Source organism: Rhodococcus sp. 5G237, assembly GCF_053764735.1.
Map to the genome: position 1 here is coordinate 324,740 of NZ_JBSNCD010000001.1, position 15,149 is coordinate 339,888.

13 protein-coding genes are annotated in these 15,149 nt (G+C 68.2%); 4 read left to right on the forward strand and 9 right to left on the reverse strand.

Features of this window, described 5'->3' with window-relative positions; all coding sequences use genetic code 11:
* Window positions 1–50: 50 nt before the first annotated feature.
* The 5 genes from dnaB to rpsF form a co-directional block, all read right to left on the reverse strand.
* Window positions 51–3,275, reverse strand: a complete 3,225-nt coding sequence (gene dnaB, locus ACWPOC_RS01535; RefSeq protein ID WP_455407891.1) for a replicative DNA helicase — start codon at window positions 3,273–3,275, stop codon at window positions 51–53.
* Window positions 3,276–3,744: 469 nt separating this feature from the next.
* On the reverse strand, window positions 3,745–4,200 hold the full coding sequence (gene rplI / locus ACWPOC_RS01540; protein WP_455407892.1) for a 50S ribosomal protein L9: 456 nt from the start codon (window positions 4,198–4,200) through the stop codon (window positions 3,745–3,747).
* Between the two features lie 17 nt (window positions 4,201–4,217).
* A complete protein-coding gene (gene rpsR / locus ACWPOC_RS01545; RefSeq protein ID WP_006550800.1) occupies window positions 4,218–4,460 on the reverse strand; it encodes a 30S ribosomal protein S18 in 243 nt (80 codons plus the stop codon).
* A gap of 41 nt (window positions 4,461–4,501) precedes the next feature.
* Window positions 4,502–5,020 carry a single-stranded DNA-binding protein gene (locus tag ACWPOC_RS01550; protein WP_006550801.1) on the reverse strand — a complete coding sequence of 173 codons (519 nt, stop codon included), beginning with the start codon at window positions 5,018–5,020 and terminating at the stop codon, window positions 4,502–4,504.
* 64 nt (window positions 5,021–5,084) lie between these two features.
* Window positions 5,085–5,372 (reverse strand): 30S ribosomal protein S6, encoded by a 288-nt coding sequence (rpsF, locus tag ACWPOC_RS01555; RefSeq protein WP_006550802.1) that lies wholly within the window; start codon window positions 5,370–5,372, stop codon window positions 5,085–5,087.
* Window positions 5,373–5,526: 154 nt separating this feature from the next.
* Between rpsF and ACWPOC_RS01560 the strand changes: the two genes are divergently transcribed.
* The 3 genes from ACWPOC_RS01560 to ACWPOC_RS01570 are packed head-to-tail and all read left to right on the forward strand — an operon-like array spanning window position 5,527 to window position 7,861.
* On the forward strand, window positions 5,527–6,867 hold the full coding sequence (locus ACWPOC_RS01560; RefSeq protein ID WP_159417163.1) for a glycosyltransferase 87 family protein: 1,341 nt from the start codon (window positions 5,527–5,529) through the stop codon (window positions 6,865–6,867).
* Complete coding sequence (locus tag ACWPOC_RS01565) at window positions 6,867–7,454, forward strand: GNAT family N-acetyltransferase (protein WP_159417162.1); 588 nt, start codon at window positions 6,867–6,869, stop codon at window positions 7,452–7,454. Before ACWPOC_RS01560 ends, ACWPOC_RS01565 begins: the two co-directional genes overlap by 1 nt.
* A 26-nt stretch (window positions 7,455–7,480) precedes the next feature.
* Window positions 7,481–7,861, forward strand: a complete 381-nt coding sequence (locus ACWPOC_RS01570) for a DUF2752 domain-containing protein (RefSeq protein ID WP_268655797.1) — start codon at window positions 7,481–7,483, stop codon at window positions 7,859–7,861.
* 3 nt (window positions 7,862–7,864) lie between these two features.
* Here ACWPOC_RS01570 and ACWPOC_RS01575 read toward each other — a convergent pair whose 3' ends face one another.
* Together ACWPOC_RS01575 and ACWPOC_RS01580 are read right to left on the reverse strand one after the other, a co-directional pair.
* Window positions 7,865–8,422: a hypothetical protein gene (locus tag ACWPOC_RS01575; RefSeq protein WP_159417161.1), complete on the reverse strand. Its 558-nt coding sequence runs from the start codon at window positions 8,420–8,422 to the stop codon at window positions 7,865–7,867.
* Window positions 8,423–8,543: 121 nt separating this feature from the next.
* Window positions 8,544–12,362, reverse strand: coding sequence for an nSTAND1 domain-containing NTPase (locus ACWPOC_RS01580; RefSeq protein ID WP_455407893.1), 3,819 nt, complete (start codon window positions 12,360–12,362; stop codon window positions 8,544–8,546).
* Between the two features lie 174 nt (window positions 12,363–12,536).
* Here ACWPOC_RS01580 and ACWPOC_RS01585 point away from each other — a divergent pair, with 174 nt between their 5' ends.
* The gene (locus ACWPOC_RS01585) at window positions 12,537–12,818 is read left to right on the forward strand and encodes a response regulator transcription factor (protein ID WP_120280880.1); all 282 of its coding nucleotides are present in this window, start codon (window positions 12,537–12,539) and stop codon (window positions 12,816–12,818) included.
* A gap of 219 nt (window positions 12,819–13,037) precedes the next feature.
* On the opposite strand, the gene ACWPOC_RS01590 is transcribed toward ACWPOC_RS01585, so the two are convergent.
* A complete protein-coding gene (locus ACWPOC_RS01590; RefSeq protein ID WP_455407894.1) occupies window positions 13,038–13,451 on the reverse strand; it encodes an RNA polymerase subunit sigma-24 in 414 nt (137 codons plus the stop codon).
* A 96-nt stretch (window positions 13,452–13,547) separates the two neighbouring features.
* Entirely contained in the window at window positions 13,548–15,140 is a 1,593-nt protein-coding gene (locus ACWPOC_RS01595) for a glycosyltransferase family 87 protein (protein ID WP_159417158.1), read from the reverse strand.
* Between the last annotated feature and the right edge of the window lie 9 nt (window positions 15,141–15,149).

The following is a 15,149-nucleotide window of genomic DNA, read 5'->3' on the forward strand; positions in this document are numbered from 1 at the left end:
CTCGGGACACGATCTGTCGCCCCGGCCGCCGGGCGGGGCGACGACTCGTATCAGCCTCGCGCCATGTCCACGAACCGCGACAGGTGCAGCTGGTGCGCAACGGTGATGGTCGCGGTCGGGCCGTTACGGTGCTTGCCGACGATGAGGTCGGCCTCGCCACCACGCGGGTCGTCGCGCTCGAACGCGTCGGGGCGGTGCAGCAGGATGACCATGTCGGCGTCCTGCTCGAGGCTGTTGTGCACCGCGATGCCGTCGGCGACGAAATTGTGTGTGCCGGGCACTGTTCCGTCGTAGACGTCCTGCTCGCCGAGACTCGTGACGGAGACGATCTCGTCCCAGAACACGTTGTTGGTGGCGACCATGTCGATGTCGGCCGTGTCGAGGACATCGGCAACCCGGGCGAGCCGCGAGCGTGCACCCTCGGTGGTCCGCGGGATGGCGAACGCGACCGGCCCGATCGGGGCGAGCTGTTCGACGGCGAGAAGTTCGCCGAGCTCGGCTTCGATCTCGGGGGTGACGGTGTCGGGGCTGTGCTTGACGAGCTTCGGTCCCAGTTGCGCCAGGACCCACTGCGCCGCGGTTCCGTGCTTGCCCACGTCGTGGAGGAAGACCGCCTGGTTCTCCGCTCCGGTGACCGTGAGGTCCCAGCCCTCGCCGGCATCGGTGATCCGCGCGAACACGCCGATGCGCAGGAGCAGGCGCGCGAGGTCGTCGGCGAGACGACGATCCGCCGACCGGTAGCGGACGACGGCGCGGGCAGCGCCTGCGTCCCATGCGACCTCACCGCTGTCTTCCCAGATGTGGCAGACGAGTTCGGCGACCTGTTCCTTGGGGAGCGAGAACGCGCGGGTGGGGATGAGTCGGCCGGCCACGGCAGTGTCCGCGAGAGCGGCCACCTCGTCGTCGGATGCGGGTATCACGTCGAGGGGTGCGGGCACCGCGCGCGGCACTGCGACACGCTCACCGGCGACCAACTCGCCCAATGGCATCCAGCCGTCGATGGTGAGGAAGGGATGGTTCGCGGTGGCTTCGACACGACGCCCCGAGGCCAGCTCCAACCGGAAGACTTCCTTACGGCCGCTGGGGAAGACCTTCACCATCGGCCGGACGACCATCCGCATGCGTTCGTCGAGCGACCACACGAGGGGCTGTTCGCGCGACTCGAGCAGCTCGCCGAGCGTGACCTCGGCACCGGTGTCGGCGCGCATGATGCGCGTGGACGCCGGCAGGCAGCCCGACTCACGGAGGTCGGAGACCTGCGGCCGCTTGTCGGTGCGCTGCTCGGGACCACGGTTGAGCTGACACACCGCGACGACCGGAACCTCGAGTTCCTTCGCGAGAAGCTTGAGGCTACGCGAGAATTCGGAGACCTCCTGCTGACGCGACTCGACCTTCTTGCCGGACGACATGAGCTGCAGGTAGTCGATGACGATGAGACGGATGTCGTGTTTCTGCTTGAGCCGCCGCGCTTTTGCGCGGATCTCCATCATCGTGAGGTTCGGTGAGTCGTCGATGAACAACGGCGCTTCGCTGATCTCGCTCATGCGACGGGCGAGACGCGTCCAGTCGTCGTCGGTCATCCGTCCGGATCGCATGTCGCCGAGCTTGATCTTCGCCTCCGCGGACAGCAGACGCATGACGATCTCGGTCTTGCCCATCTCGAGCGAGAAGATGACCGACGCCATGCCGTGCTTGATGGAACACGACCGCATGAAATCCATGCTCAGCGTGGAGTTGTGCGTGGGCACCATCGCGCGACCCGCGAGGTACATGTGGTCGCCGTCGACCTCGACGCACCGCACCGGGACCGAGGGGACCGGGCGGACGGCGACGATGCGGCGTTCGCGCGGCACGGTGGCGCGGCATTCCTTGTGCCGCACGGCCTTACTGGGCAGGACGAAGACGTCGTCGTCGGTGCTGAAGGCGACCTCGGTGCCGTCGAGCACCGGTGCGTAACCGAGGCCCGACAGGAGTTCGGCGACGCCCTGCGCCAGTCGCTCGGACGAGCCGACGAACCGGATGGTGCCGTCGTCGTCGATCTCTCCACCGGCGTCGAGCAGACCCGCGAGAAGTTCGCGACGCTGCGGTTCGGATGCCCGCTGGTATTCGGCGGGGATGTGGGCGCCGAGCGCGACAAGGGCGCTGGTGAAGCCACCTTCGCCGTCGATACGCATGTGCAGTTCGGGATCGGACGACGGGCCGCCGAGCCACGCACCGAGCGTGAAGGGGGAGACGGGCAGCTCGGTTGCCGGGAACGACAGTGCCTCGGTGTTCGCGACGGTGTGCCCGGCGTCGGCGGAGGCGGCGAGTTCGCCCGTGGTGCGGATCGCGCCGTCGCCGGTGCGCCACTGGTGCTGCTCGTCGGCGACGATCACGGTGCCGTCGGAGAACACGACGTCGAAGCACGGACGGCCGTGCATGACCTCGGTGGCGGCGAGGACGCGGGTGGGGCGGCCGTCGGCACCGAGGAGTTCGTCGCCCACACCGACCTCGCCCATCGTGGTCCAGCCGGTGGGGGTGGGCAGGGGAGTGTCGAGGGCGAGCGCCTTACCCACACCGGGACGCGCGGCGACGATGATCATCTGGCCGGCGTGCAGCCCGTTGGTGAGCTCGTCGAGTTCGGCGAAGCCGGTGGGCACGCCGAGGGAGATACCGCCGCGGCTGGCGATGGAGTCGATCTCGTCCATCGTGGGCTGCAGGAGCTCTTCGAGCGGCACGAAGTCTTCGGTGGTGCGTCGTTCGGCGACCTCGAAGACCTCGGCCTGCGCGCGGTCGACGATCTCGGCGACGTCCTGGCCGTCGGCGCCGGCGTAGCCGTACTGGACGATGCGGGTGCCCGCCTCGACGAGACGGCGCAGGACGGCCTTCTCGGCGACGATCTCGGCGTAGTAGCCGGCGTTGGCCGCGGTGGGGACGGTCTGGGTGAGCGTGACGAGGTAGGCGGCTCCGCCGAGACGCTTGAGTTCGCCGCGCCGGTCGAGTTCGGCCGACACGGTGACCGGGTCGGCGGGTTCGCCGCGGCTGTAGAGATCGAGGATCGCGTCGTACACGGCCTGGTGGGCCGGGCGGTAGAAGTCGCCGGGCCTCAGCACTTCGAGGACGTCGGCGATGGCGTCCTTGCTCAGCAGCATGCCGCCGAGCACGGACTGCTCGGCTACGAGATCCTGAGGGGGCTGTCGACCGAAGTCTCCACTCGGTTCCTCGGGAGGTCCCGAATATTCGGGATTTCCACGATCGTCAACGACGGCCACTGCAGTGCCTGCCTTCCTCCACATGTCCCCGTCCGGCGCGCTGTGCTCCGGCGGATACCTGCACGCACTCCCGGTGTCGGTACCCGGGGTTTCGTGTCCGGTTCTACTCGCCCCTACCGACATCCTGTGTGTGGAGTCGTGCGCCCGACGTTAGGGATCGGGATGACCCTCCACAACTCGGGTTGTGCACACAGTTGGGGATGAATTGTGGAAAGAGGAGGACAGCCTTGTGCACCGGATGTGCACAACCTGGGGACAACACATCTCACATCTCCCATAACTGCAGGTAGGAGCGGAAAAACGCCTGTTCACACCTGTGGAGAAAAAGAATTTCGGCGTGTCGGAGGGCCGGGCGTGTTCACCCATTCGTTCCCCGAACGACATTCCGAGGAGTCACAACGGTGTGGTTTACCCCCCGGTTTATCCACAGGCTGTGCACAGACGACGAGGAGCCCCACGCCGACCAGGCGCGGGGCTCCTCGAGGGGCCGGAATCAGGCAGCCACGACGTTCAGCGTGAACTTCGCGGTGACATCCGGGTGCAGCTTCACGACGATCTGGTGCTTACCGGTCGCCTTGATGTGAGTCTTGGGCAGCTCGACGATGCGCTTGTCGACAACCGGGCCACCGGCAGCCTTGAGAGCACCGGCGACATCGGCAGCGGTGACCGAGCCGAACAGCTTGCCCGAGTCGCTCGAGGTCTTGACGCTCAGCGAGACGTCCTCGAGACCCTCGATGGCGGCCTTGAGCTCCTGGGCGTGCTCGAGACCACGCACGGCGCGAGCCTCCTGAGCACGGCGGATGCCCTCGACCTGCTTCTGGGCACCACGGGTGGCGACGATCGCCAGGCCGCGGGGCAGCAGGTAGTTGCGGCCGTAGCCGTCCTTGACCTCAACGGTGTCGCCAGGCGCACCGAGGTTGTCCACGTCAGCAGTAAGGATGAGCTTCATCGTGTCCCTCCCTTTCCTCAGCGAGTCGTCGAGACGTAAGGGAGCAGAGCCACCTCACGAGAGTTCTTGACAGCAACAGCGACGTCGCGCTGGTGCTGCACGCAGTTGCCGGTGACGCGGCGAGCGCGGATCTTGCCGCGATCGCTGACGTACTTGCGCAGCAGCGTCGTGTCCTTGTAATCGATCTGCACGTTCTTTTCCTTGCAGAAGGTGCAGACCTTCTTCTTCAAAACCTTCTCGCGCGCGGGCGACTTAGGCATGGTCGTTCTCCGTAATTTTGGATGTTCCGATCGAGGTCGGATCAGAACGGAGGCTCGTCGTCCCCGGAACCACCGAAGGAGCCCGACTGCGGGGCGTCGCCCCACGGGTCGTCTCCGCCGACGTTCGTGTTCTGAGCGGGACGGCCACCGCCCGATCCACCGGAGGAACCACCGAAGCCTCCGCCACCGCCACCGCGACCGGCCTTGGTGACCTTGGCCGTGGCGTAACGGAGCGAGGGGCCGATCTCGTCGACCTCGAGCTCCACGACAGTGCGCTTCTCACCTTCACGCGTCTCGTAGCTGCGCTGCTTGAGCCGGCCCTGCACGATCACACGCGAGCCGCGAGTCAAGCTCTCGGCCACGTTCTCCGCTGCCTCACGCCAGATGTTGCAGCGCAGGAACAGAGCCTCGCCGTCCTTCCATTCGTTGGACTGACGGTCGAACACGCGGGGCGTGGATGCAACGGTGAAGTTCGCAACCGCAGCACCCGCGGGGGTGAAACGCAGTTCGGGGTCGGCGGTCAGATTGCCGACCACGGTGATGACGGTGTCGCCTGCCATGTGGTTCCTCCTGCAGTGTGGGGAGTCCTGATGCGCCAGAGCCTACGGCCCGGCGCCGACAGGCTCACTTGCCGTGGCGCAGAACCTTGGTGCGGAGCACCGACTCGTTCAGGCCGAGCTGGCGATCCAGCTCTGCAACGGCAGCAGGCGTCGCGCTGATGTCGATCACCGCGTAGATGCCTTCGCTGTTCTTGGCGATCTCGTAGGCGAGACGGCGCTTACCCCACACGTCGACCTTGTCGACCTTGCCGCCTTCCTGGCGAATGACGTTGAGGAACGTCTCCAGCGAGGGAGCGACGGTGCGCTCGTCCAGGCTGGGGTCCAGGATGATCATCAATTCGTAATGACGCATAAGACCTCATCACCTCCTATGGACTGTGAACGGTCACGGACGTTCCGTGACAGGAGGGTCGTTGCGTCAGCAACCCATGAAGGGTACACGACGGCCCGGCGACCAGCGAAATCGCCGACCGTCGCGGGCAGGGGTTTTGTCCTAGGGTGAGGACATGCGCACGAGCTCCGGGACCGTCTCGCTCGTCGCCGTCCTGACGTGCGCGGTGATGATGTGGTTCGGCTACCTGAACAAGGCCCGGTGCGCCGGCCCCACCTTCGACGCCGAGGGCCGCACGCTGCGGTTCGAGGACATCAAGGACGCGGACGTCTGTTATTCCGACATCCAGCAGTTGTGGATCGGCCGCGGCATCAACCTCCACCTCTTCCCCTTCGTCGACGGGGGCATCACCTCGTCGGGAGCGCTGACCGGGGGCACCGTCGAGTACCCCGTGCTCAGCGGGGTGCTCATGTGGATCGGGGCGATCGGTGCCCACACCGACGCGGAGTTCCTCCTGCAGTCGGCGTGGTTGCTCGCCCCCTTCGGGCTGATCACCGCGTGGTTGCTCGCCCGGATGGCGGGGTGGGCAGCGCTGACGTGGTCGCTCACGCCGCCGCTCGTGCTCTACGCCTTCCTCAACTGGGACCTGCCGGTCGTGGCGGTCACCGTCGCCGCCGTCGCGGTGCTGACGATCGAACGCTGGTCGCTGCGGACTCGCGGAGTGGTCGCGGCGGTGCTGCTGGGCGTGGGCTTCTGTCTCAAGCTCTATCCGGGCATCTTCGTGCTGCCGCTCATCGCCTACGTCCTCACCGGCGGGAGCTCACCCGACCGGAAGCGGGACGTCCCCGGCGCCCTCGCCGTCGCGGGCACGGCGGCAGCGACGGTCGCCGCGATCAACCTGCCCTTCGCGATCCTCGGCTACGAGGGCTGGCGCGCGTCGTTCGCCTTCCAGCAGAACCGGGAAGCGGACGGGACCAGCAACTCCATCTGGTACTGGGGTCTGCGGCCGTTGATGGGCGGCTACCAGGAATACGAGAACACTCCCCAGTACAACGAGCTGGTGGCCCAGTTGTCGCCGACGCTGGTCGCGCTGTCGTTCGCGCTCGCCCTGTGGCTCGGATGGCGCCGATACCTCCGCGACGGCGTCTATCCGTGGCTCGGGACCGGGGCCGCGATGCTGTGCGGCTTCATGCTCTTCCACAAGGTGCACTCACCGCAGTACACGCTGTGGCTGCTGCCACTGCTGATCCTGCTGCGCGTGCCGTGGGGTCTCGTCGCCGCTTATCTCCTCGCCGACCTCGCCATCGGCATCGGCATCTTCCGGTGGTTCGCCGCGACCGCCGGCGAAACGGACATGGCCCTGCCGCTCACGCTCGTCCACATCGGAGTGTGGGGACGCGCGGTCCTGCTGGTCGTGCTGTTCTTCGTCTTCCTGCGCGTCGCGCCCCGAACTCCGTGGCAGCAGACGGAACGAACGGACTACGCTCGCCGTCCGACGACGACCGGGAGAACGTGATGAACGACAGTTGGACGGAACATCCCCTCCTCGAGGGTCCCCGTATCCGGCTCGAGCCCCTCACCGACGCGTACGCCGAAGGGTTGCTGGAAGCCGCCGACGATCCCGACACGATTTTCGCCTGGGCGCACCTCGTGATCCGCGACCTCGACGACGCGCGCACCTTCGTGCGCGAGGCGGTGGCCGATCCGTCCCGGTTGCCCTACGCGATCGTCGACAGGACGACCGGTGAGGTGCTGGGATCGACGTCCTACTACCTGCTCGAACCGGCCCACCGCACATTGGTGATCGGGTACACCTGGTTGTCGACGCGAGTGCAGCGCACCCACGTGAACAGCGAGTCGAAACTGCTTCTGCTGCAGCGCGCATTCGACGACCTCGGGGCCGTGCGCGTGACGTGGCACGCCGACGAACGCAACACCCGTTCGCGCGACGCTCTGCGCCGGCTCGGCGCCACCGAGGAGGGTCTGCTCCGCAAGCACCGCAGGCGCCGTGACGGCAGCTGGCGGACCACCGCCCTGTTCTCCCTCACGGACGACGAATGGCCCGGGGTGCGCGCCCGGCTCGAGGAGCGCACGGTGCGATGAGGACGAGGCGCGCGCTCGCAGCCCCCATGGCGATCGCCGTGGGTGCGGTCGCGGTGTGCGCAGCGGTGGCGTGGGCCGACCCGACCACGCCGGGTGGGGTCATCCCGCCGTGCCCCACCTATTCACTGTTCGGAATCCTGTGTCCCGGTTGCGGTTCGTCACGGATGTTGTACTCACTCGTCCATCTCGACGTACCGGCAGCGTTGCACTACAACGCCCTCGGTCTCGTCGCGCTGGCCGTGCTCACCGCGGTCTTCGGTCTGTGGACGTGGGGCCGGGTGCGGGGCACACCGATGCCGCGATGGACGCGATACCGGTGGACCCCGCACCTCGTGCTGGCCCTGACGGCGGTGTGGTTCGTCGTGCGCAACATCCCGGTCGCGCCGTTCACCGCCCTACGGATCTGACCGTCAGAGGATCGGGCAGTTGACCAGGTAGTCCCAGTCCGTCCCGGGATCACCGGTCACTCGGACGAGAACCGAGGTCGCGCTCCCGGCCGGCACGTTCACCACTGCCGATCCGGTGCCTTCGTTGATGCTGTCACCGATACGACCGGTGTCGTAGATCTGGGAACCCCCGTAGAACACCTGGATCCGGTCGGGAACGTCGTAGGTCTCCCAGTCGAGCAGGAACGACGTGGGACCGCTGCGACCCAACTCGTGGTAGGTGCTGGTGACACCTTCCCCTCCCGACTGCCGCGACTGGTTGCACTGCTGTGTCGTCGGCAGCGACGATCCGTTCTCCAGGATCACGCTGCCCAGATCGATGGCGCGGGCCCCCAGATCCATCACGCTGCCGGGCAGTTCGGACACACTGCCGGGCAGATCGGCGACACTGCCCGGCAGATCGTTGCTGCCGGCGCTGCCGGTGGGAGCGGCCGAAGCGGCAACGGGCGCACCGAATGCGACCGCCGCCACCGTGACCGCCGTCAGAACCGCGCGCAGACCCGACCTGCGAATACGAGACATGCTTCCTCCGATGATCGATGCGTTGAATCCCCCACCAGGACGTTCCCACACCGCGAGGCCTGTGCGTATCCTGCAATCGGATGAATCCGTCTCGGTCGGAACATCTTCCGGCCCTTCCGATTCACGCCGTGTCGCCACACGGCGGCCGGAAGGGAACACCCGGCAGGTGCCGTTCCCATTCGTCCTCGGTCACCGGAGTGCCGACGGTGGAACACAGTGTCGCCGCGACGGTCTCGGGGTCGAGTTGCCACAGTCGCACGGAACGGTCCGGACCGCCTCCCACGAGCACCGCTCCGTTGTGCGCGAAGGTGGCGTCGTAGACCCGGCTTCCGTAGGCGGTGAGCACCGCGTGGGTGGTGGGGGAGTCCGGTCGGGTGACGTCCCAGATCCACGCCGACCCGTCGCCGACGCCGGCCGTGAGACGATCCCCGTCGGGGGAGAAGTGCAGCGAGTACACCGCGTCCGCCGGCCCGGTGATCCGCGCCAGTTCGCGTGGGACGGCAGGGTCCGCGACATCCCACAGGCGCATACTGCGGTCGGCGCTCGCGGCGGCGAGGATCGTTCCGTCGCCACCGAACGCGACCGTCTGCGCCTGACTCTCGAATCCGGACAGCTCGGAGATCCGCGTCGGGTCGGCGGGATCGGAGAGATCCCACAGTTCGACGAGGCCACCGGCGCTCGCCGCGGCCACGATGTCTGCAGTGGGATGCCACGACAGCATGTACGGATAGTCGTCCGCCTCGAAGGTGCCCACGACGCGCGGAGCCGCCGGATCGGAGGCATCGACGATCGCGACCTTCGCGTTCTCCGTCGCCGTTACCGCCACCACGGGTCGGTCGGGAGCGAACTCGACCACTCCGACGACGCCCGTGACGACGCCTTCGGCTGTCCCGGCGAACTGCGGCGCTGCAGGGTCCGCCAGATCCCACAGGTGCACGGATCCGCCGGATGTTCCTGCTGCAGCGAGTGATCCGGTCTTCGACAGTGCCGCGGCACCGCTGAACCGATCCTCGACGGGCGGGCTCAGGGACGGCAGTTCCGCCGCCGCACCGGGATCGGCGATATCCCACAGCGGCAGGACATTCGACCGTCCCTGACCGAAGAGGACGAGGGTGCCGTCCGCATCGACGGAAGTGACGTAGACGGCCTCGTCCGCGGGCAGGACCGGGCCGGGCACCGGCCACCATCCCACCGAGCCGTCCAGTGCCGCGGTGAGCACTGCACGACCCCCGTCGGTGAAGGCGACCGAGGTCACGGGATTCGAACCGGGCAGTGTCGTGATCGATTCCGCGACGTCGGGAGTCGTTCCGTCCGCCCAGATGCGGACCGTGTTGTCGGAGCTGCCCGCCACCAGACGACGACCGTCCGGAGCGAACGCGACGGTGTTGACATAGCTGGTGAACCCCTCGAGGGCCGCCAGGGGCACGGGCGCCGCGGGATCGACCATGTCCCAACGCAGTACGTGGCGCCCGGTGGTGCCGGCCGCGACCGTGCGGCCGTCGGGCGAGAACGCCACCGACAGAAGATTCTCGGTGCCGCCGTCCGGTAGCGTCTCGAACACCGGTCGCGTGCCGGCATCCTGTGCCTGCGCGTCCCACACCCGCAGTGACATCTGCTTGCCGGCCACGACGAGCCACCGATTGTCAGGCGAGAAGGCCGGGTACACAGCACCTTCGACCGGATGATCGAGCGGGGGCAGTTCTCTCACCTCGTCGGCATTCGTACCCCATCGCAGCACCGTGCCGGATCCCGTTCCTGCCACGAGTTGCCGTCCGTCCGGCGAGAATTCGAGGGAATATGCCGTGTGGTCGGAGTTCGCGAGCACCGCCCGCTGTCGCGGGGAGGTGCGGTCACGGATGTCCCAGAGCCAGATTCCGCCCTGACCCCCGACCGCAATGGAGTCGCCGTCCGGCGACACCGCGAGCGCATAGAGTTCGGCGGCGCCGTCGCCCGCACCGAATTCCGCGGTCGGGGTGGTCGACGGTCCGGTCTCACCCACCGCCCACAACCGCACCGTGCCGTCGGATGCGGCACTGACCACAGTGCTCCCGTCGGGTGTGCTGCGTGCCTGGAGGGGGCCGGCCGGTCCCGTCAGACGCACGGGGGTACGCACACCGGTGGTGTCCAGCAGCGCCGAGCGCGCTTCCACGGTGTCGGCGACGCGGTAACCGGCCAGGGCGAACTGTGCTGCGAGAGCGGGTTCGGTGGCCGACAACTGCGTGGAGACGGTCGCGATCTGGCGCGACATCGCGTCGTCGCGTGCGCGCTGGGCGTCGGCGCGTTCGGTGCGCGCGCTGATTCCGGCTGTGGTGGCGACGACCACCAGTACGAGAGCGATCACCGCTGTCACGGTGAGAGCGCCGACGAGCCGCCGGAGCACCCTGGTCCGGCGACGTTCCGCCTCGACCTCGGCGTCCCGGTGCGCGACGCTCCGGGTGAGGAACTCTCGTTCGGTGTCGTTGAGCGCGTCGGCGTTGTCGTCGACGCGACTCCAGTCGTCGTGGAGGACGAGCCGGCCCCCGCCGAGCAGGGTGGTGTCGTCGCGGCCGCTGTCCTCCCACACCTGCGCGGCGCGGGTGAGTTCGCGATGGACCGCGAGGCCCGCCCGGTCGGCGTCGATCCATCCGCGCAGCCGGTCCCACGCGGTGAGGAGAACCTCGTGGCTCAGCTGGACGGAATCCTCGTCGACCGTCAGGAGCCGGGCGTCGGCGAAACGGTCGACGATCTCGTCCACGGCGTCGACGTCCCCGAACGTCAGTTCGCTGCGGGGGGTGCGTCGTCGCGTCTGGGTGTCGTCGTCGACGTTGACGAGACGCAGGAACACCCGGCGCGTGAGGCGCTGCTGTTCGGGGGTCAGTTCCGAGTACAACTCCTCGGCGGTCTGCTGGACAGCGCCGGAGATACCGCCGACCGCGGTGTAGTCGGCGACGGTGAGCATCCGGCGCTCGGCCCGCTGCCACAACCGCAGCAAGGCGTGGGACAGCAGGGGAAGTGTGCCGGGCTCGTCCTTCGTCCGCGACGCGCGGGGAGCGAGATCGGTCAGCAGCACCTTCACCAGCTCCGGCGGAACGGTCACCCCCGCCTTGGCCGCCGGTTGCACGATGACGGATTCGAGTTCGGGCGCCGACATGGGACCGACGACGACGGGCCCGGACTCCAGGATCGGTACGAGGTGCGGTTCCCGTGCAGCGAGCCCGTAGAAGTCGGCGCGGAGTCCGAGGACCACGACGATGTCGTCGGACGGTTGCGCGAGGTGTTCGAGGAAGTCGTGGCGGTCCTCTTCCTCGCCGGCGGTCCACAATTCCTCGAACTGGTCGACGACGAGAACGGTCGGGTGATCGACGTCGAGGGCGCCGGCGAGCTTGTCCGGTCCTGCCGACGTGGGGGTCAGGACGACGGGTTTCCAGTCGCGGAGATCGGTCTCGTCGGCACCGACGGCGGCTGCGACACCGGCTCGCAGCAGAGACGACTTGCCCGCGCCGGAGGGACCGACGACGAGGATCACCCTCGGTCCCTGCCCGGCGACCGCGGCGCGGATCCGGTGGAGAACGTCCCCGGTGATGTCGTTGCGACCGAAGAACCACTCGGCGTCCTCCGCCTCGAAGGAGGACAGACCGCGATAGGGGATCGGGCCGGTGTCCCGGCGCTTGGTCCGTGCCTGCCGGGCGCGACGCGCAGCCGCGATCCAGGTGTCCGCCTCGATCTCGTCGGCGACCCCGCACGCCGCGAGCACGGCGCGGAAGGCCGGCTCGCTGGCGCGGGTCGGCAGGTGCTGTCCGGAGAACCATCCGGCGACCGTGCCGTGCAATGCGCCGGACGCGTCGACGACTTCGCGGATCGACAGTCCTGCTCGGGTTCGCAGGGCGGTCAGGGCCCGGCCGAACTCGGCCCGGGAGGTGATGGAGGTCGGATCGGCCGCCTCCACGGTTGTTTCCGTCATCTACGGTTCCCTCGGGAAGAATCTGCGTTTCCGCAGGTCAGCGATGTATGACTGTACGGATTTCGTACGGGATCACGCGCGGGCGTAGGTCTTGGCACCGACGGCGACGAGGATTCGGGGTGGCGCATTCGCGCCGGCTCCCCAGACTCTTCGTCAGCCGAGAGGCGGTTCGCCGTGAACGCTCAGCACCGTTCGTCCTCGTTCCACGAGATGCGTGTCGGCGGCCTCGTGCGGCCTCTGCTCAGCGCCCGCGAGAAGGAAGTTCTGCTCACCTGGCTGGCAGCGGACTCGAAGACCGAAGCGGCGAGGCGGCTGTTCATCTCGGTGGGCACGCTCAACACACATCTGCAGCGGATCCGCCTCAAGTACGCGGCAGCCGGACGGGATGCCTCGACGAAGGCGAGTCTGCTGGCACGCGCGCTCCAGGACGGCCTGACGACGCTGGACGAATGGTGACACCGCACGAAGGTGACGCCGCGCGCACGGTGACGCGCCGGCGCGCGTGAGGTCAGGGATCGTCGGAAGTGCAGGGCACGGCGAACCTCCAAGGCGCGGTCGACAGGGTCCCCGACAGTCCCGTAGCAACGAAGTGACGAATCGGATATTAGCGACAAATCGCCCGGAGATGTGTGGTTCGTCCACTCACCCGCGGGTGTGGACTTCGTCCACCCGGATTCAGGCCGCGCGCAGGGAACTCAGCGCCGCGTGCTGCTCGACACCGACCCGCCCCGGCGCCACGGCGAGCGCCACCGCGGTCTGCCGCGAGTCGAGGCCCACGATGGTGCGCAGGATGAGGATCTCCTGCTGGAGTCGGGTCAGCGGGAAGGCCCGCGGGCTCGCGAACTCGGCATCGGCCGCGTCGGCGACCAGCGTGTAGGCCGACCGCAGGAAAGGCCGGTCGGCTCCGGACGGCGCGGTGAGCTCGGCGAGAATCGCACGGCAGGCGGCCAGGGCGAGACGATCGGCGTCGGCGAAGGTACCTCCGGCGGCTTTCGCACGGGCCCGGAAGTAGGCGATCACGAGCGGATGCAGGTCGCGCAGGAGTCGTGGGATCGCGGTGGCGTCGCCGGCCGCGACCGTCCACGCCAACTCACACGTCGTGAACTGTGATGCGGTGACATCAGTCCCCGCTCCGAATCCCCGTCCGCCGCTCGCCATTCTCCCCCCTCGTGCTCGTTCCCGAGCCTAGGGGGCCGACGAAGTCTCCGACATCCATCGTTCGGATGATTCTTCTCTCGTGACCCGATGGTGAGCAGGTCGCAACCTGGCGGGCAGCCATCGCGGCGGACGGTCGGGAGCCTGGTCGAGCACACCACCGACGGGATCGTCGACGAAGCCGTACCGCACGGGATCCCGCACCGGACGCCGGATCTGCCACAGCACGACCGCGCACAGTGCCACGACGGCGACATCGCGCAGGAAGACCGTGGCGGTGAACCACTGCTCCGGCAGCCCCTTCCGATCGGGACCGAGGTAGTAGTACATGCGCGGAACCCACACCAGCGCATCGATCGTCATCCAGGCGACCAGCGCGCGCCGGTGGGGCACGGCCAGCACGGCGAGCGGCACGAGCCACAGCGAATACTGCGGACTCCACACCTTGTTCGTGAGCAGGAAGGCCGCGACGAGGAGGAAACACAGCTGCGCGAGGCGGGGGCGGCGCGGCGCGGTGAGCCCGATCCACCCGATCGCGGCGCAGGCCGCGGCGAACAACACGAGCGAGACCCCGTTGAAGGTCGAGGCCGACCAGGCCGGCCAGCCCACGAACGAGTGCAGCACGTTGTAGATCGAATCCGGATCCGCTCCGCGATCGGAGTTGAGCCGGAAGAACTCCGCCCATCCGCGCGGGTACAGCACCATGATCGGCAGATTCACGACCAGCCATGCCGCGGCGGCCGCTCCCGCGGTGCGGGCGAACGACCGCAGGTGGCCGGTCCGCAGGCACAGCACCAGCAGCGGACCGAGCAACAGCAAGGGATACAACTTCGTCGCGGCACCGAGGCCGAGCAGGACACCGGCGAGAACCGGTCGACGACGTGCCCACGCCAGCAGGCCACCGGCGGCGAAGGCCGTGGCCAGGGCATCGAAGTTCGTGAAGGCGTGCACCACGACCAGCGGTGACGCCGCGACGAGTGCAGCGTCCCAGATCCTGCGACCCGCCGACATCGCGGTGGCCCACACCGTGACGAGCCAGGCGAGCGCGAGACCGAGTGCGACGACGGCGAAATAGATCGCGACCTGCAGCGCATCAGGGAGCCACGGTGTGGCGTCCCACGCCTTCGCGATGCGCATCGAGCCGTACTGGTAGAGCCCCGCGAGCACCGGATACTCCATGTACCGGGTCTGCATCTGCCCGTCGGGGCCGGGTTCCTCCCACGACGTCCGGTACGGGAAGGCGCCCTCGGCGAGCCGTTCGGCACCGTAGAGCGGAACGATGTCGGAATAACACATCGCCACGTACTGCCGGTTGCCGCTCCAGTCCAGGCCGAGCGCGCCATCGGGACCGACGGGTCCCTGCTGGACACAGGCCGCCTTCGTGAACCAGCCGAAGGCGAGGAAGACGACCGCGAGCAGCAACATCGCCCGCAGGGGAGTGAAGAAGCGGGTGCGCCCGAGCACGGCGTGCCGGCCCACCGGACCGCCGATGACGGCGGTCAGGCGCGACACCGTCGGGTCGGTACGCCCGGGGGTGTCGCGCCAGTCCAGGGAACGACGATCCTCGGCCGGTGGTGCAGCGGACACCACCGGCCGGGCGTCGGATCCCCGGTCGTCGCTCACGCGGCGAGG

Excerpts from the sequence above, each read along its gene's own strand:
- dnaB (WP_455407891.1), bottom strand. The coding sequence starts at position 3,275 with ATGTGGAGGAAGGCAGGCACTGCAGTGGCCGTCGTTGACGATCGTGGA.
- rplI (WP_455407892.1), bottom strand. The coding sequence starts at position 4,200 with ATGAAGCTCATCCTTACTGCTGACGTGGACAACCTCGGTGCGCCTGGC.
- rpsR (WP_006550800.1), bottom strand. The coding sequence starts at position 4,460 with ATGCCTAAGTCGCCCGCGCGCGAGAAGGTTTTGAAGAAGAAGGTCTGC.
- ACWPOC_RS01550 (WP_006550801.1), bottom strand. The coding sequence starts at position 5,020 with ATGGCAGGCGACACCGTCATCACCGTGGTCGGCAATCTGACCGCCGAC.
- rpsF (WP_006550802.1), bottom strand. The coding sequence starts at position 5,372 with ATGCGTCATTACGAATTGATGATCATCCTGGACCCCAGCCTGGACGAG.
- ACWPOC_RS01560 (WP_159417163.1), top strand. The coding sequence starts at position 5,527 with ATGCGCACGAGCTCCGGGACCGTCTCGCTCGTCGCCGTCCTGACGTGC.
- ACWPOC_RS01565 (WP_159417162.1), top strand. The coding sequence starts at position 6,867 with ATGAACGACAGTTGGACGGAACATCCCCTCCTCGAGGGTCCCCGTATC.
- ACWPOC_RS01570 (WP_268655797.1), top strand. The coding sequence starts at position 7,481 with ATGGCGATCGCCGTGGGTGCGGTCGCGGTGTGCGCAGCGGTGGCGTGG.
- ACWPOC_RS01575 (WP_159417161.1), bottom strand. The coding sequence starts at position 8,422 with ATGTCTCGTATTCGCAGGTCGGGTCTGCGCGCGGTTCTGACGGCGGTC.
- ACWPOC_RS01580 (WP_455407893.1), bottom strand. The coding sequence starts at position 12,362 with ATGACGGAAACAACCGTGGAGGCGGCCGATCCGACCTCCATCACCTCC.